The following is a 23607-nucleotide window of genomic DNA, read 5'->3' as shown; positions in this document are numbered from 1 at the left end:
TTGTCACTGCCCTCGAAAATCACGTAAGCCGTCTGAGAAATTTGGAGAATTGTTGTGGACCAGCAGGAAATCGAGCTGAACAAGGGCGTGGGTGCGCCGGGGACCTCCTGGAACCTGCTCGCCGGTGATGTGCCGTTTCCCGCCGCCGTGCTGAGCGAGTCCAGGATGGCGCACAATCTCGCCTGGATGCGTGCGTTCATCGATGCCTACGGGCTGGCGCTCGCCCCGCACGGCAAGACCACGATGGCTCCGGCGCTGTTTCGCCGTCAGCTCGCTGCCGGTGCCTGGGGCATCACGGTGGCGACGAGCCAGCAGGCGCAGGTCGCCGCGGCGCATGGCGTGCAACGGATACTGATCGCCAACCAGGTGGTCGGCAGTGCCAATCTGGTCATGCTCGCCAATCTGGCGGCTGACCCCGCGTTGGACATTATGTGCCTTGTCGACAGCCCGGCCGGGGTTGCCGTGCTTGGCGAGGCGTGCCGGGCGCGCGGGGCAACTCTGGACGTGCTGATCGAACTTGCGCCCGAACCCGATCAACCGGGCCTGCGCACGGGCGTTCGCGACGCGGCGCAGCTTGCCGCCGTGATCGAGGAACTGGATGCCTGGCGCGGCGTGCTGCGGATCGCAGGCGTGGAATTCTATGAAGGCGTGCTGCCCGACGAGGCACAAGTGCGCCGGTTCGTGCGCCGTGCGGTGGACGTCGTCGGGCGCCTCTTGGCGGAGGGACGGGTCGAGCGCGTGCCGGCGATCCTGACGGGCGCTGGCTCGGCCTGGTACGACGTCGTCGCCGAGGAGAGCGCCGTGGTGGCGCGTGAAGGCGCGGTGCAGGTGCTGCTGCGCCCGGGCTGCTATATCAGCCATGACGACGGTCTTTACCGTGCGGCGCAGGAGGGTATCCTGCGCCGCAATCCGGTCGCGCCCGGCCTTGGCGAGCCGCTGCAACCGGCACTGCGGATCTGGGCGGTGGTGCAGTCGATCCCGGACCCGGCACGGGCGGTGATCGCAATGGGCAAGCGCGACGTGGCGTTCGATGCCGGGCTGCCGCGCCCGATCACTCTTTTCCGGCCCGGCCGCGACGATCGGCCAGAAGGCGTTCCCGCGCATTGGGGAGTGACCGGACTGATGGACCAGCACGCCTACCTCGCCATTTCGCCGGGGGACGATCTGGCGGTAGGCGATGTGCTGGCCTTCGATATCTCGCATCCGTGCCTGACCTTTGACAAATGGCGCCGCGTGCTGGTGGCGGACGATGCGTTCCAGGTGGTGGACGTCGTGGAGACGTTCTTCTGACGGCATTGTCCGCCTAGCGGGTGAGGATGCCGATCTCCGCGATCGCCAGCTGCTTTTCGCCCTTGGCGGTGCGGGGGAATGCGATCTCGACATAGCGTCCACGGTGCGGCTGGCGGAACGCCAGCCGCTGCGGTGCCTGGTTGGCGGCGATATTGGAGAACTCGCCGGACTCCTGCGTGGGGCCGGATAGAGCCGGATCGTCGCCGATCCGGATTGCCCACGCGGCCGGATCGCCTGCACCCTGCGGCGCATGCCAGCCGGGCTTGAGGACGAACCCGCGGATATCCCGGCTTTTTCCAAGATCGATCGTCACCGAACAGACCTTGCCATCGGGGCCGATCAGCGGTGCGATCCAGTCCGTGCGGTTCAATTCGTCGATCAGGCGCTCGGCCCCGGGTGCGGAGGCGCGCACGATCTTCCAGTCGCTCTTGCGAATGTCGAAGCTGCGCCGACCGACGGTGCTGACGGCATTGCTGGCAAGATGGATGCCGATCGCCTGCACGGTTCCGCCGTCCGGCAATCGGAAGGGCGCAGTGTAGCGCGGCGACGCGATCGTCGGTGTGCTGCCGTCGATTGTATAGGCGATCGCCTGCCCGGGGGCGTCGCTGGTGAGCGTGACCACGCCCTCGCGGTTGCGGACGATGTGGGGCGGCTCCAGCAGCAGCGGCGCCAGATAGACGCCGAACTCGGTGATGGCGGCCGTCTCTGCCGCCGCCGTGATCCGGAGACGTATCCGCCGCGCGGTCACCGGCGCGTCGAGCCGGAGCACGCGCTGTGAGCCGATACCCTGCTTGTCGAGAATTTCACGCCAGCCGCCGGTATCCTGCACGTCGACCGCGAAACGATCGACCCGCAACCCGAGCGGCAGATATTCCGCCAGCCGCACCACGTCGAACGTGCGAGGGGCGCCGAGATCGAGAACCAGCGAGGGCTGGGGGGCATGGTCGTCGCTTGCCCAGAAGCTCTCGGGATTGCGATCCAGCACGTTCGCCGCCGGATGGCCGCTGCGCACGCTGCTTGCCGATGCGGTCGCCCCCCTGGCAAGGTCGGTGGCGTACATCGCGCGCATCGCATTGCCGAACGCCGTGAGGTTGCCGAGGTCCTCGTCGGTGATGAGGCCGCGCGTATCCGGCGCAAGGTTCAGCAGCAGACCGGCACTGCGCCCGACCGTGTCGAAATAGATCTTCATCAGGTTGGCGGGGCTGCGGCTCTCGCCATTTTCATAGGCGTGCCAGAACCAGCCGTAGCGACTGGAGACGTCGGCCTCCGCCGGCCACCAGACCGAGCCGCCGCGTACGCCGCTATGGCCCTTTTCGGGGGTGAACCCGTTGTCGTCCATCGTTGCCCAGCACGGATCGCCGGCCTCGCCTTCCTCATTGCCGACCCAGCGCAGATCGGCGCCGACCGGATCGAAAGTACAGGCCATCGGCTGGAGCTGGTGGACGAAATCGATGATCGACGGCCAGTCGTAATAGGGCACCGCGTCGATCTTGCGCATCTCCCGCGCGCCGCCGTAATAGCCGTCGCCGCCATTGGCACCATCGAAGAAGACTTCGTAGATCGGCCCGTATTGCGTCAGCAACTCGCGCAGCTGGTTGCGGAAGAACGTGATGTAGGCCGGTCGGCCATATTCCGGATGATTGCGGTCCCAGGGGGACAGATAGATGCCGAACTGCAGGCCCTGCCGGCGGCACGCGGCGGCGATCTCGCCTACGATATCGCCCTTGCCGTCCTTGTAGGGGCTGTTCTTGACGCTGTGCTCGGTGAACTTGCTCGGCCACAGGCAGAAGCCGTCATGGTGCTTGGCGGTGAGGATGAGGCCGCGCAGATTGGCCGCCTTCGCCGCGCCGACGATCTGGTCCGCGTCGAAATCCTTGGGGTTGAAGATCGCCGGGTCCTCGTCGCCATAGCCCCATTCGCGATCGGTGAAGGTGTTGATCGTGAAATGGACGAAGGCATTCTGCTCCATCCGGTGCCAGGCGAGCTGTCGCTTCGAGGGGATGGCACCGTAGGGCAGGAGCGTCGCGCCACCGGGCGCTGCGAGGCTGCGGACGGGCAGCGCGAAGGCGGCGGCGGCAAAGGCGATCGCCTCGCGGCGCGTCGGGCGTAGGATGTCGTTCACCGGGAATCCTTCATGGTCAGCTGCACCGTTTCGATGCCGTAGAGAGGGCCGCCCACTGGCGGCGCGATCGTCAGATAGAGGTCCGCGTTCGCAGCATGTCCGGCGAGCGGCGCCGTAAGGGTGATGCGGTTCGGCGCAGTAGCGGGATCGGGCAGGGGCATCGATGCGACCACCGGCCCGTCGGCCCTTCCTTCCCGCACCAGCAATGTGCCGTGCTGGTTGGGATTGTAGCGCCAGACCACGGACTCGCGCTGCGGCTGGCGCAGGGAAAAGTTGCGGGGAAGCCGCCCGATCGCGACGGTTATGCCCCGCACCTCGTCCAACTGCGCGTCGGGATAGATCCAGCACATGTCGAAGATGTTCATGCTGTACGCCGGGCCTGACACGGCGTCCGCCGTCAGCGGCAGGCGCAGCAGGATACCGGGGCCGGGGCAGAGCGTCAGGCGCGCGCTCGATCGCGTGAGCAGGGCTTCGGGGCGGGTGTCGAACGTGCGTGCGGCGGCGAGCGGGCGTCCATCCGGTGCGATGGTCACCGCGCGGACGATCGTGCCCGGCGCCACTGCGAGCGGCCTGGCATAGCCGGGCGAGGCGGCGCTCGGCGTCGTGCCGTCGACCGTGTAACGGATCGTCCCGTAGCTTGCCTGGCTCGACAGCGCGACAGTGACGGTCTTTGCGTGGAGCGCAGCGGCCGGACTGTCCGCGACCGCGAAATCCACCGCGAAGGCGCTGTCGGCAGCTGCGATCCCCTGGCGCCGATAGCGTTCCAGCTGCGGGTCCAGCCGGGCGAGGAAGTCCGGCCAGCTGCGCGCTGTCCGGGGCGACCAGGCGATCTCCGCCAGCGCTGCCATGCGCGGAAACAGTGCGTGTTCGCGCTGTTCTGGCGTGACCATGTATTCCGCCCAGAGATTGGCCTGCGCGCCCAGTACGTGATGGACCCTGGCTGCGTCGATCTCGGCGGGCAGGGGGTCATAGGTATAGACGTCGGCAAGCGTCTGGATTTTCAGGCGGCCGGGCGGCTCGTCTCCGCGGGCGCTTTGCAGGTTGTCGAAATAGAGGACGGGACCGGGGGAGAGCACGACGTCGTGCCCCAGATTGGCGGCCTGGATCGCACCCTGTTCGCCCCGCCACGACATGACCGCAGCGGAGGGCGGCAGGCCGCCTTCCAGGATTTCGTCCCAACCGATCAGGCTGCGTCCGTGCCGTGCGAGATATTGGCCCAGTTGCGTGATGAACCAGCTCTGCAGGTGCTCTTCATCGGGAATACCGAGCGCACGCATCTTTTCCTGCACGGCCGGCGACGCCTGCCATTGATCCTTCAGGGCCTCGTCGCCGCCGACATGGATGATGGGCGAGGGGAAGACCGCCATCACCTCGTCGAGCACGTTCCTGACGAAGGTGAGGCCCTTCTCGTCAACGCCGAACAGATAAGGGTTGATGCCCCAGTCGCCGGACACTTGCGGGCGATCGCCCAGCACGCCGATCTCGGGATAGCTGGCGATCGCGGCCTGTGCATGACCCGGCAGATCGATCTCCGGCACGATCATGACCGATCGTGCCGCAGCATAGGCGACCAGCGCGCGAAGCTCTTCTTGCGTATAGAAACCGCCATATCGGCCCGCAGGCGCGCCGGGGTTCGGTGTTGTCGAATCGCGCCAGGCGCCGATGCCCGTCAGTTGTGGGTAGCGCTTGATCTCGATCCGCCAGCCCTGGTCGTCGGTCAGGTGCAGTTGCAGCCGGTTGAGCTTGTGCTGCGCCATCATGTCGATGATGCGTTCGATCGAGGCGATCGGCTGCATGTGCCGTGCGACATCCAGCATCACCCCGCGCCATGCGAAGCGCGGCACGTCGTCGATCACCATCGCCGGAACCGACACGCTTTCGCCGTATCGGGCATCGGGAGACAGCAGCTGCGCCAGCGTCATCGCGCCGTAGAACAGTCCGGAATCCGTCGCTGCCGAGATGACTATCCCGGTTTGCGTCACCGCCAGCCGGTAGCTTTCGCTGTTCGCAGAAGCGCTGCCCTCTCGCGACAAGCGGATCGCGCCGCTGCCGCCTTCCACCACATCGAGAGTGATACCGCGCGTTCGCGCAACGATTTCCGCCGCTTGCCGGGCGGCGTTGAGAGCGCCGGAATCGCCCTTGGGCACGCTGATCCGCGCGCCGGTGCCGACTAGGAACGTCCCTTCGGCCGGCCGGACTTGCGCGGGAAGGGGGAGAACCGAAGCCAATGGGGGCGCGGCGTAGGCATTGGCCGGGAGTACCGCCGCGGCGACCCCTGCCGCTGCTATCCACGCGGCGATTTTGAGTTTCGCCATGCTGAACCCTTTCGAACTGGTAGCGACCGGTGCGCCGCCCGGACAGGTACCCGGGCGGCGCGAACCGTCAGAACCGCGTGGTCGCGGAGATCGAGATCTGTCGTCCGAGCGAGTCGTAGCGCTGCGGGATCGTGTTGCCGCGCGACAGGGCATAGTCGTAAGTGTTGGTCATGATCGGCTGCTGACGGTCGAAGATGTTGTTCACCGTCATGGCCAGGGTCATTTGCTCGGCGATGTTGAAGCCCAGCGACAGATCGAAATAGTGATAGGCGGGGATACGGGTGAAATCGGTGACCGCCGTCGCCGATGTCGCGAGCGGGCCGCCGTTCTGCCCTGCCTTCACGCTGTCGATATAGCGCCAGGCGACCGACGCGAAGAAGGCTTCGTTCGGTGTCGTGTAAGTCGCGCGAACGTTGTGCACCCAGCGCGGCGTGGGCTGCGAGCAGGCGCCGCCGAAATAGCCCACGCAGTTGGTTCGCGGCTGGTTGACAGCGGTCTGACCGCCCTGGTCGGTGGTGAGCGTTCCGTTCATCAGCAGGTCGAGCTTGCCGACCTTGTCGCCCAGGCGCAGCGAATATTGGGCCTGGAAATCATAACCGCTGGCGAAGAGGCGATAGGCGTTGAGGTTGCCGCCCTGGATATAGCCACCCGACGATCCGGTACTGGTGAGCTGATAGGTCACCGGGTCGCGCACCAATCGGCTGCAGTAATAGGGATCGCTGGAGATGACGCAGCCCTCGACCGCGAAACTGGCTCCCAGGTAGCTGATCACGCTGTCGACCCGGATTTTGTAGCGGTCGACCGAGAAGCTGAAGCCCGGCAGGAAGCGCGGCGTCAGAACGACGCCAAAGGTGGTGGTGCGCGCATCTTCGGGATCGATCGGGACGCCGTTGTTGCGCTGACGGCACACGTCGTCGATGCAGCGCAGGCTGCCGGGCACACCTGCGGCCAGCCCGTTGCCGTAGAGATTGTCGGGAAGGCCGGTCAGGCGGCATGCCTCGATGCTTGCACGCGGGGCGACACCGTCGACGCTGGCGCAAGGATCGACGATCGTCGCATTCTGATAGCTGACGGTCTGGTTCGCTTCGCGCAGACCCGGCGCGCGCGCCGCGCGATTGCGACCGAAGCGGAAGGTGATGTCTTCGCTTGGCGAATAGACCGCCTCGATCTTCCAGGTGCTGAACGTCTGCGCGTTGGTGCTGTACTTGGACAGGCGATAGCCGCCATTGACTTGAAGCAGCTTGATCAGCGAAACGTCCTGGACGAGCGGAAGCTGGGCTTCCACGTTGCCTTCGAACACGTCCTGCTTCGCCCGGCGATCGGCGACGCCGCCATAGACTTCGATGAAGCGCGCGTTCTGGAGGCTGCGCTCTTCCTGCTTGCGATATTCAACGCCGAACGCCAGTGCCAGTCCCTGTTCCGCGAAAGGCGAGCGAATGCCATAGCGGGTCAGATCTGTCGTCAGGTTGGCGGTCACGTCGTAGAATTTCGCGTGCAGATCGCTGACGCCCAATCCCTCGTTGAACAGATAGTCGCTCAGTTCGGCGCTGCCGGGATTGTTGGCGACGAAGACGTTGAGAGGGACGCACGATGGATCGGTGCCATCGATCACCGACCGGCAGGTCGGTACGCCGTTGACGTTCACAACATCCAGCGAGCGGTTCACATGCGCGGTTACCGGATTGCCGCCGGGTTTCCAAAGCTGCCGGCTCTCGTCGTAGACACCGCCGACGTCGTACTGCCAGCCCTCGGCGATCTCGCCGCGAATGGTCGCGTTGATTCGCGTCTGGGTGTTGAGGAAGGTTTCCTTGTCACGGTCGCCCGCCAGGCCCGGGAAGCCATATTGTACGCCGAGCGGTGCATAAGTGGCCGTACCGGCGTTCGCCCCGCAGATCGCCTGCGCCTGTGAGGACGACATCAGCGGGTTGTCGCAGTTCACCTGGTAGCTGCCCTGGACATAGGGACCGTAGAGGAGGTTTGCGGACCTGTCGTGAAGGTACATCGCGCCGAGAGATATCTCGGCCGCCGGGGACGCCTTGAAGTTGACGAAGGCACCGGCGTTATAGCGCTCGTAGCCGCGCGCGGCGAGCCGGTCCGCCTGGTTCGCGTAACCGGGAATGGTCGAGGCGAGGGCGAAGGTGCCCGGGCTTCCGGTGACATTCGAATAGTTGACGCCGTTGGCCGTCAGCGTTCCGTTGGGGGAGGCAGCCGTGACGCCGCAGATAAGGTCGTTCACGCGAAGCGGATTGCCGGTATCGCGGCGGAGTTGGCAGCCGGAGGCATCGCGGTCGCGGAAACGGATGCCGTCAGCCGTTCGGTACGTTCCGTAGACGGAAATGTTCAGCCGGTCGTCGAGGAAGTTGTGGCCATAGGTTACGCTGAGATCCGCGCGGCCGCCGTCGTTGGTCATCCCTCGCGGCGTGGCGATGTTGTAGCGCTGCGCGACCGGGGTAGACACGTTGTCGCGGTTGTTGTGGTTGTAGAAGCTGTAGTTGCCTGAAATCTGCAGGCCGGTGAAGTCGCGCTTGATCATGTAGTTGACGACGCCCGCGATCGCATCGGAACCGTATACGGAAGAAGCGCCGCCGGTCAGTAGGTCAATTCGCTCGACCAGCGATGTCGGGATCAGGTTGATGTCGACGGATTCGGTGCCGGCGATCCGCTGCCCATTGATCAACGACAATGTGCGGTTGAAGTCGAGCCCGCGCAGCTTGACGCCGCGCTGCTGGCCGTTGCTCTGCTGGTAATTCTGCTGCGCGTCCGGCTGCACCTGCCCAAGGCGATTGGTCACCTCTTCGAGGTTGACGGCCCCCTGTGCCTTTATTTCCGACGAGGTGATCGTCGTGATCGGGCTGGCGGACTTGAGGTTCTGGCGCACGATGCGAGTGCCGGTTACGAGGATGTCCGGAGCGCCCGTCGCCTGTTGATCTTGCCCGGCCAACTCGTTGGCTTGCATTGGTACGGTGGTGGGCTCTGGTGTATTCGCCGCCGCTCCCGGGTCTACGCTTGCCTCCTGCTGTGCGAGCGCGGGTGTAACCGCTAGGGAAGTCGACAGCATCGCAGCAGCAAGAGCTATCATGCTCGGATGGTTTTCGACGAGACCAAATACAATCCTATTCGCCATGTTACCCCCTATTGGTTACAGAGGTATGACGTTCATCCGCATCAAATGCTCAGTACGGACGAGGAAAATATTTCGATTATTGCGCAGGGATGTTGATTTCCCCGAGCAGAATGGAGTCAGATTGCCGCGCACCCCGGCCTAAACAGAGGCCCAGTGGCCGGTGCGAACGAGCCCGGCAAACTGGTCCGGCCTTTGTGAGAAAAGCCGGCTGCTTTTTGCATCAGGGCTGGCATGCCAGCCCTGATGCAAAAGCGTGCTCCATCGGGGTTTGGTTGCCGAGGGAGCTGTGCGGACGAACCTCGTTGTAATCTACCCGCCAAGCCTCACATTTTACCCGAGCGTCGTCCAGGCTCAAGAAGCAAAAGGCGTTGCGGCATTCGGCTCGGACGCGGCCGTTGAAGGACTCGGCAAACGCATTGTCGATCGGCTTGCCGAGGCGACTGAAGTCGAGGACGACACCGTGCGTCCAAGGCCAAAGATCCAAATCCTTCGAGATAAATTCCGGCTCATTGTCCAGACGAATACGCTGCGGTCGCCCATGCGTAGCAGCAACCCTTTCAAGGGTTTTGACGACATCGGCACACCTCCTCAAGGGGCGTTCCGTCCTCAGCCTGCTTGAGAATGAACGCGATCTGTCGCTCGCTGAAACTCGACGTTTTCATCCACGGTTTCCCTTGTTCGGCGTTCGCCAAACCTAACCGAGAATTTCTCACCAAATTCGGACTAGTTTACGGGGAGCAGGTCAACCCAGGAAGTTTGCTCGGTTTCGCGTCCGCTTAAAGAGGAGAGTGCTAAGCTCGCTGCAAAAAAGGTGAGCGGCTTAGGAAAGCGCGGCGGACAGAAATCTGAAGCAAATTGATGCGTGCCCATCCTGAAACCTGCTTGTTTCAGCGCAAGTCGCCGGCTTAAAACCGGCCGCTGTTGCATCTCGGCAATTATCGAGCGGCAGCTGGAGCGAGATTTGCCGTCCCCGACAAGGGCATGAATTCCTTGCCTTCCCGATAATCGCCGAAATAGTGGACCGTTTGCACCTGACGATCTAAAACCGGCGGCCGAGCGACCGGAATGGGGCGCTACCCGCACCTCTGGATCGCGACCGGAAATGGCAGCTGATTATATGAGCTTGCGAGTCTCTTCTCAACTAGGGCTCCTTATAAACGGGTGCATTAATCTAGGGTAGAGTTTGGGGCGAGTGCTTGCTTCGCTCCAGCGGCCGCTTTCGCGGGTGCGGCTCAGGCAGGCCTCGAGCTGTGTTTGCGCTGTTAAAATTGAACTCAGTAGCAAGCGCGTGATCGCGGCGACTTCAATGGCGCCACAACTTTAATGACCGGGGTTTGGTGTAGGCGACGAATCGTCACCCAATCTCCCGCAAGCCGCGGCTGAATGGTCGCGGCTTCGCTGTGGAAAATTGCTCCTCTGGAGCACGCGACATGTCCGCGATTATCCGCAGTCGGATATTAGATCCATATTAGATCGGGGAAATTTTCTGGAGAGATAAGCAAACTAAGTGCTTGAAAATGCTGGTGACCCCTACGGGAATCGAACCCGTGTTTCAGCCGTGAGAGGGCCGCGTCCTAACCGCTAGACGAAGGGGCCGTTTGGCCAGCGCAAACCACTTGAAAGTGGTTGAAAAATGGTGACCCCTACGGGAATCGAACCCGTGTTTCAGCCGTGAAAGGGCCGCGTCCTAACCGCTAGACGAAGGGGCCGTTAAGCCATTTTATCTGCATCCACGCACCATCGGAATGGTGACCCCTACGGGAATCGAACCCGTGTTTCAGCCGTGAAAGGGCCGCGTCCTAACCGCTAGACGAAGGGGCCATTTCCGGGTTGCGCCGGAGGCAGGACCGGCCCTCTAGCGGGGGGGCGGTGGGGGGTCAACCCCCTCATCGATAATAATTTGAACTCTCTGTGACACTTGTCGTCAAGGGCGCGAAAATCCGCCGTTTTCAGTCGGCAAAGGCGGCGTCGTCGATGTGAAGTTCGGCAGCTACGCGGCTTCCCCAGTCGTCGATTTTCGCACGGCCGGCCAGCCAGAGGCGGCGACCCTGCGAGTTGTGCAGCAGGGCCTGTCCCATTTCGCTTTCGGCAGAGCGGAAGGCCATGGCCTTGAACCGCCCGCCGTCGCGCCCGCCGACGATCAGGCGCACGTGATCGGCGCCCACGGTATCGGCCTTGATGACGTGCACCGGCCCGACCGCCACGCGTGGCCCCGGCCAGCCCATGCCGTAGGGACCGGCGCTTTCCAACTTCTCCACCAATTCCGGCGTGAGGCCGCCCGGCGCCAGCGCCAGATCGAGCAGCATCGACTGGTTGGCGCTGGCCCGTGAGACATCCGCCGCCAGCAGCGAATCGAGCCATTCTGCGAGCGCTTCCAGTTTGTCCGGCGCGACCGTCAGGCCCGCTGCCATGGCGTGGCCGCCGCCCGCCACCAGCAGCCCCGCCTCGCGTGCCGCAATGATCGCGGCGCCGAGGTCGACGCCGGGGATCGAGCGACCCGATCCCTTGCCGTTGCCCGCCTCGTCGGCATCCATGGCGATGACGAGGGTGGGCTTGCCGGTCTTTTCCTTGATCCGCCCGGCGACGATGCCGATCACCCCCGGATGCCAGCCTGCACCGGAAAGGACCATGACCGCGCGGTTGTGCTGGCGTTCGATCTGCGCTTCCGCAGCTTCCTGGACGACCTGTTCGATGCCGCGTCGCTCGTCGTTGAGGCGCGAGAGCTGGGCGGCGATGTCGCGGGCCTCGTCCGGATCGGTGGTGGTGAGCAGGCGCACGCCGAGCGTCGATTCGCCCACCCGCCCGCCGGCGTTGATGCGCGGGCCGAGTGCGAAGCCGAGGTCGGAGCAGGTCGGCGCGCGGTTGAGGCGGCTCGCATCGATCAGCGCCGCCATGCCGATGTTGTCGCGCCTGGCCATGATCTTGAGGCCCTGTGCCACCAGCGCTCGGTTGAGGCCGTGGAGCGCGGCGACGTCGGCCACCGTACCCAGCGCGACGAGATCGAGCAGGGCGAAGAGGTCGGGCTCCCGGCGATCCTTGAAGAACCCGCGCTTGCGCAAGGTGCGCAAAGTGGCGACGGCCAGCAGGAAGGCAACGCCGACCGCGGCGAGGTGCCCGTGTCCTGCTGCCACTTCGTTCTCGTCGAGGCGGTTGGGGTTGACCAGTGCGGCGGCGCGGGGAAGCACGGCCGCGCATTTGTGGTGATCGACGACGATCACGTCCACGCCAGCGCCGTGGGCCATTTCCAGCGCCTCGTAGGCCATTGCGCCGCAATCGACGGTGACGATCAGGCGAGAGCCTTCCCCGGCGATACGGACGAGCGCTTCACCGCTCGGGCCGTAGCCTTCGAGCAGACGATCGGGAATGTAGTAGTTGGCCTCGTGGCCGAGCTGGCGCAGCAGCAGGATCAGCAGCGCCGCGCTGGTCGCGCCGTCGACGTCGTAGTCGCCGTAGAGGGTCATCGGCTCGCCCGTCATGACGGCCTGTGCCAGTCGCTCGGCGGCGACATCCATGTCGCGGAATTCGGAAGGATCGGGCAGGAACGCGCGCAGTGAAGGAGTACGGTGGCGCTCCAGGTCCTCGCGCGGTACGCCGCGGGAGAGCAGGATCTGGGTGACGATGTCGTCCTCCAGCCCGCCGGGGAAGCCTGAGGAACTGTCGGAAAGGTCCATGTTGCCGCCCCGCCAGCGCCAGGCCTTGCCGGTGAGGGAACGTTCGATGCCGAATACGGAAGTTACAGGTCGCGAAGCCATGGCGATGCGATTAGACTAACTGGCACTGCGCGGAAAGGGCGGCTCCGAGCGAAAGGAGAGAGTGATGCTCGCGATAGTCTGGCACAGCCGCACCGGCGCCGCACGCGCGATGGCGGCGGCGATCGCGCAAGGGGCGGGAGAGCAGGGGGTGCTGCTGGGCGCGGCGGAGGCCATGCCCGCGATCCTGCTGGGGGCGAAGGGGTATGTCTTCGTTTGTCCCGAGAACCTCGGCAGCATGTCAGGACTGATGAAGGAAATGTTCGACCGCTGTTACTACCCGATGCTGGGGCGTGTGGAGGGGAGGCCCTACGCAACGGCCATCGCGGCGGGGTCGGACGGCGCGGGCGCCCAGGCGCAGATCGATCGGATCGTTACCGGATGGCGCCTGAAGCGCGTGGCGCCGCCGCTGATCGTCAATCTCGGCGCGCAGACGCCCGACCAGATTCGGGCGGAAAAGACCGTTTCGGACCGGGATCTGGCAGCATGTCGCGGCTTGGGAGCGGCCTTTGGTGAAGGGCTGGGCATGGGCATCTTCTGAAAAGCCACCGTTTCGGTTGTGGTAGTTAGCAAACAGACTGGACGCGCACCGCGAACTGTAGCCTAACTAAGGGCGTGAAAACGACCGAGCCCGACACTTTGGAGCCCCATTCCCTTCGCCATGGCGGGGGGCAGGGCAGCGTGCAACGAAATGGCGTCTCGCTGTTCTTTCCGCCCGGCCAAAGACCCTCCGCCGATATGATGGATTCGGTGCTCGGCATGGAGCCGGGAGCGGGTGGCGGCGCCGAAGTCACGGCACGGATCGTGCATCGTCCGCCCGATCGCGAAGGTTGGCTGGAACTGCTTGCGAATGGGCTGACTTTCGATCTGGTGGGACTGGCTCCGTCGGTGCCCGCTCGTTCGATGGAGATCGTGCAGCAGCACGGGTTCGACAGCCCATTTTGCAGTGACGGTATGGAAACCGTGGAACTGGTGCCTGGCGGTCATATCGTCGGAGGGGCGGGATTGCTGCCGGTGATCCGCATTCTTGCGGGACTGGCGGCCAGTCTTGCATTGAAACTGCCGGTAGCGGCCGTGGGCTGGCAATCAGCGCAGACGGTCATGGAGCCGCGCTATTTCGCGCAGCTTGTCGTGAACTGGCTGGCAGGGGGCGCATTCCCCGCGCTTGGTCTGACGGCGCTTCTGAGGGCGGAGGATGGCAGCATCGGCACCAGAGGCCTGGCGCGCTTTTCCGGACAGGAAATGCAGCTGGAGGGGGCCGCGGGGGAGAGTGCATCTGACAGCCTCAAGCTCGCCATCCGGGTTGTCGATTTTCTGGTCCGCCAAGGGAAGCTGGAAGGACCTCGGGAAATCGATTCGCCGCGCGGACGCTTGCTGGTGGAACCTTCTCAGACCGGGCGGCAAATCTGGGTCTGGCGCCAGACCTGATCGTTATCCCACTCTCGGGCATCTCCCATTCCGCTGAGACAGTCTCTTTCCTTCCGTGCGGTCAATCGCCGGGGCTTCCCAGACCATGATGGGGGCTTGCAGCGGCATCACCTGCTTCCCTTGCAGATCGGGCGAAGAGATTGCTTCCGGGGACTGTTCGACGCAGTGGGAGGAAGGCGCATCCGTTTCGAGGATTTTCGCAGGAACGGCCTCCTGCTTCCCTGCAACGAGACGGCCAGCATCCGCCTGGGACTGCCGCTCCATCGCGGCCCCCATCGGCGCTACAGCGAAATGGTGGGCGAACGGGTAGGACAGATCGAGGCGGGCTGGGGGCGATGCCGCCGCTTCGATCCCGGAGGCGCTGCCATCGAAGCAGGAATGCGTGTCGATCTGCTGCAACGTGCGCTGCGCCGATTGCTGCTCGGCGGATCGCGGCGACGGCCAAGGCTCAATCGCCACGATCCTCTGCAAGCCGAGCGCGACTTTTCGGAACTGGATGAACTTGCCGAGACCTTGTGGTGCGGTACCGCGTTTCCTCAGATCGAAGGCATTCCGGTCATGCCGGTGCGGCGGAATAATTCGTCGCGGGCGGAAACATACTGGGCCTCGAATTCGGCCACGCGCGCTTCCACCGAGGCGACCGACGAAATGGCGCCGATGCCCTGTCCCGAACCCCAGATGTCTTTCCACGCCTTGGCTGCCGTATTGCCGCCGGAGCCGAAGTCCATCTGGCTCTTGTCGCCTTCGGGAAGATTGTCCGGGTCGAGTCCCGCCGCCTTGATTGAGGCGCGCAGATAGTTGCCGTGGACGCCGGTGAAGAGGCTGGAGTAGACGATATCGGCTGCATTACCCTCGACGATGGCCTGCTTGTAGCCCTGGGCGGCATTGGCCTCACGCGTGGCGATGAAGGGGGTCCCGACATAGGCGAAATCGGCGCCCATGGCCTGCGCGGCGAGGATCGAGCGTCCGCAGGCGATGGCGCCGGACAGCGCGAGCGGACCGTCGAACCAGCTCCGGATCTCCTGCATGAGGGCGAAAGGCGATTGCGGCCCGGCATGTCCGCCGGCACCTGCCGCGACCGCGATCAGGCCATCCGCGCCTTTCTCAACGGCTTTGCGGGCGAAGCGATCGTTGATCACGTCGTGGAGCACGATGCCGCCCCAGCCGTGGACGGCGGCATTCACCTCGGGGATCGCGCCCAGCGAGGTGATGACCAGCGGAACCTTGTGCCGTTCCAGCACTTTCAGGTCTTCCTCAAGGCGATTGTTGCTCTTGTGGACGATCAGATTGACCGCGAAAGGCGCCTCACAACCATCTGTTTCTTCGCTGATTTGTGAGAGCCATTCGTCAAGCTGGCTGGCAGGCCGGGCATTCAGCGCCGGAAAGCTGCCGACGATGCCGGAACGGACTTGCGCCGCGACCAGTTCGGGGGTCGAGACGATGAACATGGGGGCCGCAATCACGGGAAGGCGCAGGTTCTCGAAAGGTGCGGGAAGGGTCATGTCCGGTCCGTTTAAGTGATCGATTAAACGGGCATAGATCGCCGGTAATCCTCTGTCGAGGGGCAGTTGGCTTTCAGGTGGCGGCGCCTTGGGGGTGCTTCGTCCCCGGCCATGCCAGAAGCGCGAGATAGGCTAGGGCGAAAGCCGGGAAAATGGCCCAGTCGAGCCAGTGGATCACGTTTTCGGTCGCCGCCCGGACGCCCCACCCGAAAGCGCGTTGCAGGCTGTCCAGCAAGAGCCATCGCAGAGCGCCCGGAACGAGCGCGATACTCCACCAGCCCCTGCGCCCGAAATCGTGAAACCGGCGGATCACGAGGGCCGGTGCGGGAAGCGCGCAGATCAGGGCGATGGCCAGGGATAGCCATCCGGAAGCGGGTGGCTCGATCAGTCGGGCCGTTGCGCTGGAGAGGATGGAAACCACCGGGGCCGCGACAAGAAGGTAGGTCCAGGCATCGGAGCGGGAGGACCTGCCGGAGAAATCGAAGCTGCGACGGATCGTCAGGCGCAGGTTTTGGGTATAGCCAGCTGTCATTGCGCTGCGCCGTCGCGGCGTGGGCCGTGGCTGGAGAGGTCGAGGCCGTCCCGCTCGGCATCTTCGGATACGCGCATCGGAAAGACGAGCGATGCCATCAGGGCGACGATCGCCGTCGCCAACGCTGACCACAGTACGACTGCGCCGAGGCCGATGCCTTGGGAAATAATCTGCGATATCATGGTGTTGTTTCCATAATATCCGACGCCTCCGAGGTCGGGCGACAGGAACAGGCCAAGCAGGATGGCGCCCAGCATGCCGCAGAGGCCGGGAATGGCGAAAACGTCGAAAGCGTCGTCCAGCCCGAGGCGGCGCACGAGACCGCGGGCGTGGTAGGCCATCAGCGCGCCTGCGGCACCGAATATCAGCGTGGCGCCCGGCGAGACGTAGCCCGCCGCCGGTGCGATAACGGCCAGGCCGGCAATGATTCCTTTGGCGAGGCCTTCCGCGCTGACGCGGCCCGCCGCCAGTCGCTCGGCGGCGATCCATGTCAGGGCAGCGGCAGCGGTGGCGAGGTGGGCGGCGATCATGGCGGCGGCGGCATCGTCGTTCGCGGCCAGCGCCCAGCCTCCGCACAGGCCGAGCATGCCGATCCAGGCAAGCCCGGCGCCGGTCAGCGACAGGGCCGGGCTACGCGGCTGCGACAGGCTGTCCGGAAAGCCGATCCGCCGACCGAGGATCGCGACGACCACCAGCGCGGAAACGCCCGAACTGGCGAAGATCACCAGTCCGCCCGACCAGTCGAGGACGCCGAACCTGTGGGCGAGCCAGCCACCGCCCCAGACCCAGTGGGAGATCGGAGCCTGCACTACGAGCGTCCAGAGCGCGCAGAACACGGCGACCCAACCGAAGCGCGCGCGTTCGGCCCAGACACCGACCATGAGCGTCGGCGCGAGCGCGGCGACGGCGATCTGGAACAGGGCGAAGGCGCTTTCCGGCGTATTCGTGCCGCTGCGAACATTGCCGAGCTGTCCGAGCATCCAGGCATTGCCGCTGCCGAGCCAGCCAGTCGTGATATCGCCGAAGGCCAGCGTATAGCCGACGATCGGCCAGAGCAGGGTCACGATGGCCACTACCGTGGCCGACTGGATCAGGACCGAGAGACCGCAACGATCGTTGGCGCGGCCCGAATGATAGAGCGCGATGCCGGGTAGCGCGAGGCTCAGGGCTAGCGCTGCACAGGCCATGATCCAGGCGGTGTCGCCGCTGTTCGCCAGATCGATTCGGCCCTGCTGCGGCACGGCCAGGGCAGGAGCGGGCAAGGCCGCAAGCGCGCCGAAAAAGGGCGTGAGCCCGCGTCGTTTCATCGGTGTTCCCCATCGGACGGCCGCAGGCGGTCGCCTTCCGATCGATGGTCTAGAACAGGGATGCGGTCCGGCACAAGCGATTGCACCTGCGCGGGTTTCCTCGGTTCCAGGTCAATCCGGCAGCACCTGATCGGGCGGGCGATGCCCGTCGGCCCAGAAGCGGATATTGGCGATGATCCTTTCGCCTGCGGCCTGGCGCCCTTCGAACGTCGCGCTGCCGAGATGGGGCAGGGCGACGAGGTTCGGCAAGGCGAGCAGCCGGGGATCGACCTCGGGTTCGCGCGCGAAGACGTCCAGCCCGGCACCCGCTATGCGGTTTTCCGTGAGGGCTGCGATCAGGGCCTCCTCGTCCACCAGCGATCCCCGCCCGGTGTTGATGAGGCTCGCCGCCGGTTTCATCAGCGACAGGCGGCGCGCGTCGACCAGCGGGGCGCCGCCGGGAAGCGCCGGGCAATGCAGCGTGACCACGTCGCTAGCCGCGAACAGGGCGTCTAAGTCGGCTTCGTAATTGGCGGCGCATTCGGCCTCGATGGCGTCGGGCAGCCGGTGGCGATTGTGATAGGCGACCTGCATGCCGAAAGCGTGAGCGCGGCGGGCGACGGCCTGGCCGATCCGGCCCATGCCGACGATACCCAGGCGCTTGCCGTGAAGGCTCGTGCCGAGCATCTCGGAAGGTCCCCAGCCTTGCCACCGGCCTTCGTGAAGAATGCGAGAGTTTTCACCGAAGCGTCTGGAAACGAAGAGAATAAGCGCGAAGGTCAGGTCGGCCGTGTCTTCGGTGAACACTGCCGGGGTATTGGTGACGAGAATGCCGCGTCGGTGAGCGGCTGCCACGTCGATATGTTCGGTGCCGGCGCCGAAATTGGCGATCAGGCCGAGTGTCTCTCCGGCGCCGGCGATCAGGTCGGTGTCGATCCGGTCGGTTACAGCGGGCACGAGAACGTCGCAGCGCTGCATCGCTTCCGCGAGCTCGGCGCGCGTCATCGGTGCGTCTTCGGGGTTGAACTCGGCATCGAACAGTTCCGCCATCCGCGCCTCCACAGCAGGCAGGAGGCGGCGTGTGACCACGACGCGAGGACGGCCGGTCAGCTTGGGGGCAAGCGGTGTTTCGGTTACCAGAGTCATCTCGAAAACCGGGCTAGGCCTTCCACAGGCTGGGGGTCAAGAATGCTTGAAGAAGCCTCGTGTAACAGAGTATGAAACGGCGATGTTTTCTCGCAAAGTTCGACAGTCTGTGATCGCGGCTTGTGCCGTGGCGATCTCCTCGCTGGGCATGGCCGCGCATGCGGCGGAGGACGACAAGGTCCCCTACTGGGCCTCGGTCGATACCGACCTTGCGAATCTGCGGGTGGGGCCGGGGGAATCGTACCGGATCGACTGGGTTTACCGGCGGCCGCACCTGCCGGTGAAGGTCTTGCGCCGCGAGGGGCCGTGGCGTCTCGTCGAAGACCCGGACGGCACCAAGGGCTGGATGCGGGACCTGCTGCTCTCCCGCCAGCGCTCGGCCCTTGTTAAAGGTTCAGGCGGCAAGGCGCCGGTGGAGATGCGGGCCGAGGCCAATTCCTCTTCGGCGATGCTCTGGCGGATCGAGCCGGGCGTGGTCGGCCTGCTTGGCGCTTGCAAGGAGGGCTGGTGCCCATTCGACGTGCAGGGGCACAAGGGCTTCGTGGAGCAGGAAATGCTCTGGGGTGCCGGAGCGCCCTGAGCTTTCGCTTCCAAAGTACGAAAGACAAAGAAAAACCCCCGCCGCAAGGACGGGGGTTTCTTCTTGGGGGCAGGGTAAGTCGGATCAGGCCAGTTCGATTGCTACGGCCGTCGCTTCGCCGCCGCCGATGCAGAGCGAGGCGACGCCCTTCTTGAGGCCCTTCGACTTGAGGGCGTTGATGAGGGTGACGATGATGCGGGTGCCCGAGGCGCCGATCGGATGGCCGAGCGCGGTAGCGCCGCCGTTGACGTTGACCTTGTCGCGCGGGATGCCGAGGTCGTGCATGGCGAACATGGCGACGCAGGCGAAGGCCTCGTTGACTTCGAACAGATCGACGTCGGAGAGCTTCCAGCCCACTTTGTCCAGCAGCTTGGTGATCGCGCCGACCGGCGCGGTGGTGAACTTTGCCGGTTCATGGGCATGGGCTGCGACGCCGACCACGGTTGCGACGGGGGTGAGGCCCTTGTCCGCCGCGATGCTGGCGCGGCTCATGACGACGGCGGCGGCACCGTCCGAGATCGAGCTGGAGGTTGCCGCGGTGATCGTGCCGTCCTTGGCGAAGGCGGCGCGCAAGGTGCGGATCTTGTCGGCATTGCCCTTGGGCGGCTGCTCGTCGGTGTCGATCACGACTTCGCCCTTGCGTGTCTTGACGGTGACCGGAACGACCTCGTCCTTGAAGGCGCCGTTGCTGATCGCTTCCTGTGCGCGGCGCAGCGATTCGATCGAATAGTCGTCCTGGTTTTCGCGGGTGAGCTGGTACTCGTCCGCCGTCACCTGGGCGAAGGAACCCATCGAGCCGCCCTCGTAGGCGTCTTCCAGACCATCGAGGAACATGTGGTCATAAAGCGTGTCGTGACCGGCGCGCGCGCCGGAGCGGTGCTTCTTCGACAGGTAGGGTGCATTGGTCATCGATTCCATGCCGCCCGCGATCAGCACGTCGAGCGAGCCGGAAGCCAGCGCCTCGGCGCCCATGATGACGGTCTGCATGCCCGAGCCACAGACCTTGTTGACGGTGGTGGCCTCGACCGACTTGGGCAGGCCCGCCTTCAGTGCGGCCTGGCGGGCAGGGGCCTGGCCCAGCCCCGCCGGCAGCACGCAGCCCATGTAGATGCGTTCGATATCCTCACCGGCGACTCCGGCGCGTTCCACGGCGGCCTTGACGGCGGTTGCGCCAAGCTCGGTCGCCGAGACTTCGGCAAGAACGCCCTGGAGGCCGCCCATGGGGGTACGGGCATAAGAGAGAATGACAATCGGGTCCGAAGCCGAGATCTGGGCCATTATTATGTTGCCTTTCACGCGTTGAAAATCAGGTATCCTTCGCAAGTGAAGTAGTGCTGCACCGCACCAAATGCAATTGGCGACTCCTTCCTTGCCGGAAGTGAACATGCCCTTTCGTGATGGCGTTTGAAGGACGTGTTCTGCGTCGATTTTCGCAAGCCCGATGCGAAATCTTGCATCCGTCCGACAGCGGAAAGGTTTGCCGTTGAAATTGCCCGATCTCAGGGCTTCCTCCCGGCTTCTGCGGGTTTCCGCTCAATGTGACATCGTAACGAACCATTTCGCCCTCTAAAGTTGTTGCGAATCACTCGCAACACCGCAGAGTTCCGCCATTTATTCCGGTTCGACACCCTTGCGGAGGGCAGGGGGCTGGCCTAAGAGCGCCCGCAACGACCGGGCGTTGTCTTATGGCATGAGTCCGGCTGCCGTATCCGGTATGAGGCCAGAACCATTGACTGATCTGTCACAATACCTGCCGATCCTGATCTTTCTCGCGGTAGCTCTCGCGCTTTCGTCGGTGATCGTGCTGCTGCCGCTGGGCGTTTCGCGCCTGACCGGCACCCACAACCCCAGCGCCGACAAGAACAGCGAATACGAATGCGGCTTCCCCGCGTTCGAAGATCCGCGCAGCCAGTTCGACGTGCGCTTCTATCTCGTGGCGATTCTTTTCATCGTCTTCGACCTTGAAGCCGCGTTCCTGTTCCCCTGGGCCGTCTCGCTCAAGCTGACCGGCTGGGCCGGCTGGCTGACGATGATGGTGTTCCTCGGAGAACTGGCCATCGGCCTCGCCTATGCATGGAAGAAGGGAGCTCTGGACTGGGAATGAGCACGCTCGTCAATTCCGCCGGACAGCCTCTCGCTCCGGCACTCGCTCAGGGCGGCGCGATCGTGCCGCCCGATCAGGCCTTCTTCAAGGACCTCAACCAGGAAGTGTCCGACAAGGGCTTCCTCGTCACCTCGACCGAAGAGCTGTTCCAGTGGGCCCGTACCGGCTCGCTGTGGTGGATGACTTTCGGCCTCGCCTGCTGCGCGGTCGAGATGATCCACGTGAACATGCCGCGTTACGACATGGAGCGCTTCGGCGCTGCGCCGCGCGCGTCCCCGCGTCAGTCGGACGTGATGATCGTGGCCGGCACGCTCTGCAACAAGATGGCTCCGGCGCTCCGCAAGGTCTACGACCAGATGTCGGACCCGAAGTACGTCATCTCGATGGGCTCGTGCGCCAACGGCGGCGGCTACTATCACTACAGCTACAGCGTCGTGCGCGGCTGCGACCGGGTCGTTCCGGTCGACATCTACGTGCCGGGCTGCCCGCCGACCGCGGAAGCGCTGCTCTACGGCATCATGCAGTTGCAGCGTAAGATTCGCCGCGTCGGCGCGCTCGAAAGGTAAGGGCACGATGACTGTTCTGCATTCCGCCCCCAGGTTCGCGTCGAACGAAGGCGTGGTCGAGACCCTCTCGGCCGCGCTTGGCGATATGGTCATCGCGACCAAGGAAGAGCACGGCGAAGTCGTGCTCACCGTCGCGCGCGACCAGATCGAAAACGCCCTTCGCCTGCTGCGTGACCGTCACGAATACCAGCAGCTGATGGAAATGGCCGGCGTCGACTATCCGTCGCGTCCCGAGCGTTTCGAAGTCGTCTACATGCTGCTTTCGGTGACGAAGAACCATCGCATCATGGTGAAGGTCTCGGCTGCCGAGAACACTCCGGTGCCGACCGTGACCACGCTCTGGCCCAACGCGGGCTGGCTCGAACGCGAAGTGTTCGACATGTACGGCGTGATCTTCGCGGGCAACCCCGACCTTCGCCGCATCCTCACCGACTACGGTTTCGAGGGCCACCCGTTCCGCAAGGACTTCCCGCTCACCGGCTATGTCGAGCTGCGCTATTCCGAAGAGGACAGGCGCGTGGTCTACGAGCCGGTCAAGCTCGCGCAGGACTTGCGCCAGTTCGACTTCATGAGCCCTTGGGAAGGCGCGGAATACGTGCTGCCGGGCGATGAAAAGGCCGAAGGAGAGGCGAAATGAGCATCCAGCTCGAACAGTCGCCGACCACCGGCGATGAAGTCATCACCAACTACACGATCAACTTCGGTCCGCAGCACCCGGCGGCGCACGGCGTGTTGCGCATGGTCATGGAACTCGATGGCGAGATCATCGAGCGCATCGACCCGCACGTCGGCCTGCTGCATCGCGGCACCGAGAAGCTGATCGAGCACAAGACCTACCTTCAGGCGCTGCCCTACTTCGACCGCCTGGACTATTGCTCGCCGCTGGCCATGGAACATTCCTATGTCCTGGCGATCGAGAAGCTGCTCAACCTCGAAGTGCCGATCCGCGCGCAGTACCTGCGCGTGCTGTTCGCCGAGCTGACCCGCATCTGCAACCACATGCTCAACATCGGCTCGCACGTCATGGACGTGGGCGCGATGACCCCGAACCTGTGGCTGTTCGAAATCCGCGAGGACTGCCTCAACTTCTTCGAACGCGCTTCGGGCGCGCGCATGCACTCGGCCTGGTTCCGCCCCGGTGGCGTCCACCAGGACGTGCCGCTCAAGCTGCTGACCGACATCGCCGACTGGCTCGACACGCGCCTGCCGGAGCTGTTCGAGGACGCGATGAGCCTCGTGGTCGACAACCGCATCTTCAAGCAGCGCAATGTCGACATCGCGCTGGTGAGCAAGGAAGACGCGCTGGCATGGGGCTTCTCCGGTCCGATGATCCGCGGCGCGGGCATCCCCTGGGATATCCGCAAGGCGCAGCCTTACGACGTCTACGACCGCATGGACTTCGAGATCCCCGTCGGCACCAACTCTGACTGCTACGACCGCTTCATGGTCCGCGTCGAGGAAGTGCGTCAGTCGGCCCGGATCATGAAGCAGTGCCTGGCAGAGATGCCGGAAGGCCCGGTTGCTTCGTCCGACCGCAAGGTGGTTCCGCCCAAGCGCGGCGAGATGAAGCAGTCGATGGAATCGCTGATCCATCACTTCAAGCTCTACACCGAAGGCTTCCACGTGCCGGCCGGTGAAGTCTACGTCGCCACGGAAAGCCCGAAGGGCGAATTCGGCGTCTATCTGGTGTCGGACGGCTCGAACAAGCCGTACCGCTGCAAGATCCGCCCGACCGCCTTCTCGCACCTCCAGGCGATGGACTTCATGTCGAAGGGGCACATGCTTCCCGACGCGACGGCCATTCTGGGCGCCATCGACGTGGTGTTCGGGGAGTGCGACCGTTGAGCAAGCCCTCCACTCTCT

16 protein-coding genes, 3 tRNA genes and 3 pseudogenes are annotated in these 23607 nt (G+C 64.5%); 9 read left to right on the top strand and 13 right to left on the bottom strand.

The window, feature by feature from the left end:
• Window positions 1–54 precede the first annotated feature (54 nt).
• Window positions 55–1290: an amino acid deaminase gene (locus ACZ1II_RS16875; RefSeq protein ID WP_465144776.1), complete on the top strand. Its 1236-nt coding sequence runs from the start codon at window positions 55–57 to the stop codon at window positions 1288–1290.
• Window positions 1291–1303: 13 nt separating this feature from the next.
• Here the strand turns inward: ACZ1II_RS16875 and ACZ1II_RS16870 are convergent, their stop codons facing one another.
• The 8 genes and pseudogenes from ACZ1II_RS16870 to recJ form a co-directional block, all read right to left on the bottom strand.
• Entirely contained in the window at window positions 1304–3412 is a 2109-nt protein-coding gene (locus tag ACZ1II_RS16870) for an alpha-L-fucosidase (RefSeq protein ID WP_465144775.1), read from the bottom strand.
• On the bottom strand, window positions 3409–5727 hold the full coding sequence (locus tag ACZ1II_RS16865) for a beta-N-acetylhexosaminidase (RefSeq protein WP_465144774.1): 2319 nt from the start codon (window positions 5725–5727) through the stop codon (window positions 3409–3411). The genes ACZ1II_RS16870 and ACZ1II_RS16865 overlap by 4 nt, the downstream gene beginning before the upstream one ends.
• A 67-nt stretch (window positions 5728–5794) precedes the next feature.
• Entirely contained in the window at window positions 5795–8668 is a 2874-nt protein-coding gene (locus tag ACZ1II_RS16860) for a TonB-dependent receptor domain-containing protein (protein WP_465144773.1), read from the bottom strand.
• Between the two features lie 403 nt (window positions 8669–9071).
• Window positions 9072–9437: pseudogene (locus tag ACZ1II_RS16855) on the bottom strand (integrase core domain-containing protein); the annotation flags it as partial.
• Window positions 9438–10372: 935 nt separating this feature from the next.
• Window positions 10373–10447: transfer RNA gene (locus tag ACZ1II_RS16850), tRNA-Glu, on the bottom strand.
• A 38-nt stretch (window positions 10448–10485) separates the two neighbouring features.
• Window positions 10486–10560 (bottom strand) — tRNA-Glu (locus ACZ1II_RS16845).
• Window positions 10561–10597: 37 nt separating this feature from the next.
• A tRNA-Glu gene (locus tag ACZ1II_RS16840) sits at window positions 10598–10672 on the bottom strand.
• 128 nt (window positions 10673–10800) lie between these two features.
• Window positions 10801–12603, bottom strand: a complete 1803-nt coding sequence (gene recJ / locus ACZ1II_RS16835; RefSeq protein WP_465144772.1) for a single-stranded-DNA-specific exonuclease RecJ — start codon at window positions 12601–12603, stop codon at window positions 10801–10803.
• Between the two features lie 64 nt (window positions 12604–12667).
• On the opposite strand from recJ, the gene ACZ1II_RS16830 reads away from it, so the two are divergent.
• The 3 genes and pseudogenes from ACZ1II_RS16830 to ACZ1II_RS16820 form a co-directional block, all read left to right on the top strand.
• Entirely contained in the window at window positions 12668–13141 is a 474-nt protein-coding gene (locus ACZ1II_RS16830; RefSeq protein WP_465144771.1) for an NAD(P)H-dependent oxidoreductase, read from the top strand.
• 200 nt (window positions 13142–13341) lie between these two features.
• Window positions 13342–14028, top strand: a complete 687-nt coding sequence (locus tag ACZ1II_RS16825; RefSeq protein ID WP_465144770.1) for a hypothetical protein — start codon at window positions 13342–13344, stop codon at window positions 14026–14028.
• A gap of 96 nt (window positions 14029–14124) precedes the next feature.
• A pseudogene (locus tag ACZ1II_RS16820) lies at window positions 14125–14304 on the top strand (AHH domain-containing protein); the annotation flags it as partial.
• Between the two features lie 260 nt (window positions 14305–14564).
• Here ACZ1II_RS16820 and ACZ1II_RS16815 read toward each other — a convergent pair.
• From ACZ1II_RS16815 to ACZ1II_RS16800, 4 genes are all read right to left on the bottom strand, one after another.
• The gene (locus ACZ1II_RS16815; protein ID WP_465144769.1) at window positions 14565–15530 is read right to left on the bottom strand and encodes an NAD(P)H-dependent flavin oxidoreductase; all 966 of its coding nucleotides are present in this window, start codon (window positions 15528–15530) and stop codon (window positions 14565–14567) included.
• Between the two features lie 73 nt (window positions 15531–15603).
• Window positions 15604–16062 carry a DUF805 domain-containing protein gene (locus tag ACZ1II_RS16810; RefSeq protein ID WP_465144768.1) on the bottom strand — a complete coding sequence of 153 codons (459 nt, stop codon included), beginning with the start codon at window positions 16060–16062 and terminating at the stop codon, window positions 15604–15606.
• Window positions 16059–17369: an ammonium transporter gene (locus ACZ1II_RS16805; RefSeq protein WP_465144767.1), complete on the bottom strand. Its 1311-nt coding sequence runs from the start codon at window positions 17367–17369 to the stop codon at window positions 16059–16061. Before ACZ1II_RS16805 ends, ACZ1II_RS16810 begins: the two co-directional genes overlap by 4 nt.
• Window positions 17370–17480: 111 nt before the next feature.
• Window positions 17481–18494: a 2-hydroxyacid dehydrogenase gene (locus ACZ1II_RS16800; protein ID WP_465144766.1), complete on the bottom strand. Its 1014-nt coding sequence runs from the start codon at window positions 18492–18494 to the stop codon at window positions 17481–17483.
• 82 nt (window positions 18495–18576) lie between these two features.
• Here ACZ1II_RS16800 and ACZ1II_RS16795 point away from each other — a divergent pair, with 82 nt between their 5' ends.
• Complete coding sequence (locus ACZ1II_RS16795) at window positions 18577–19074, top strand: SH3 domain-containing protein (protein WP_465144765.1); 498 nt, start codon at window positions 18577–18579, stop codon at window positions 19072–19074.
• An 84-nt stretch (window positions 19075–19158) separates the two neighbouring features.
• On the opposite strand, the gene ACZ1II_RS16790 is transcribed toward ACZ1II_RS16795, so the two are convergent.
• Entirely contained in the window at window positions 19159–20352 is a 1194-nt protein-coding gene (locus ACZ1II_RS16790; protein WP_465144764.1) for a thiolase family protein, read from the bottom strand.
• A 451-nt stretch (window positions 20353–20803) separates the two neighbouring features.
• Between ACZ1II_RS16790 and ACZ1II_RS16785 the strand changes: the two genes are divergently transcribed.
• From ACZ1II_RS16785 to ACZ1II_RS16770, 4 genes and pseudogenes are all read left to right on the top strand, one after another.
• Complete coding sequence (locus ACZ1II_RS16785) at window positions 20804–21178, top strand: NADH-quinone oxidoreductase subunit A (RefSeq protein ID WP_021234985.1); 375 nt, start codon at window positions 20804–20806, stop codon at window positions 21176–21178.
• Window positions 21175–21744 carry a NuoB/complex I 20 kDa subunit family protein gene (locus ACZ1II_RS16780; protein ID WP_465144763.1) on the top strand — a complete coding sequence of 190 codons (570 nt, stop codon included), beginning with the start codon at window positions 21175–21177 and terminating at the stop codon, window positions 21742–21744. The genes ACZ1II_RS16785 and ACZ1II_RS16780 overlap by 4 nt, the downstream gene beginning before the upstream one ends.
• A gap of 7 nt (window positions 21745–21751) precedes the next feature.
• Window positions 21752–22363: pseudogene (locus ACZ1II_RS16775) on the top strand (NADH-quinone oxidoreductase subunit C); the annotation flags it as partial.
• Window positions 22364–22377: 14 nt separating this feature from the next.
• Window positions 22378–23589 carry an NADH-quinone oxidoreductase subunit D gene (locus tag ACZ1II_RS16770; protein ID WP_147215131.1) on the top strand — a complete coding sequence of 404 codons (1212 nt, stop codon included), beginning with the start codon at window positions 22378–22380 and terminating at the stop codon, window positions 23587–23589.
• Window positions 23590–23607 lie beyond the last annotated feature (18 nt).

The sequence above is a fragment of the Novosphingobium sp. BL-S-20 genome, assembly GCF_055521635.1.
The sequence above is the reverse complement of the archived record's forward strand: the minus strand, read 5'-3'. Positions and strand labels throughout refer to the sequence as shown.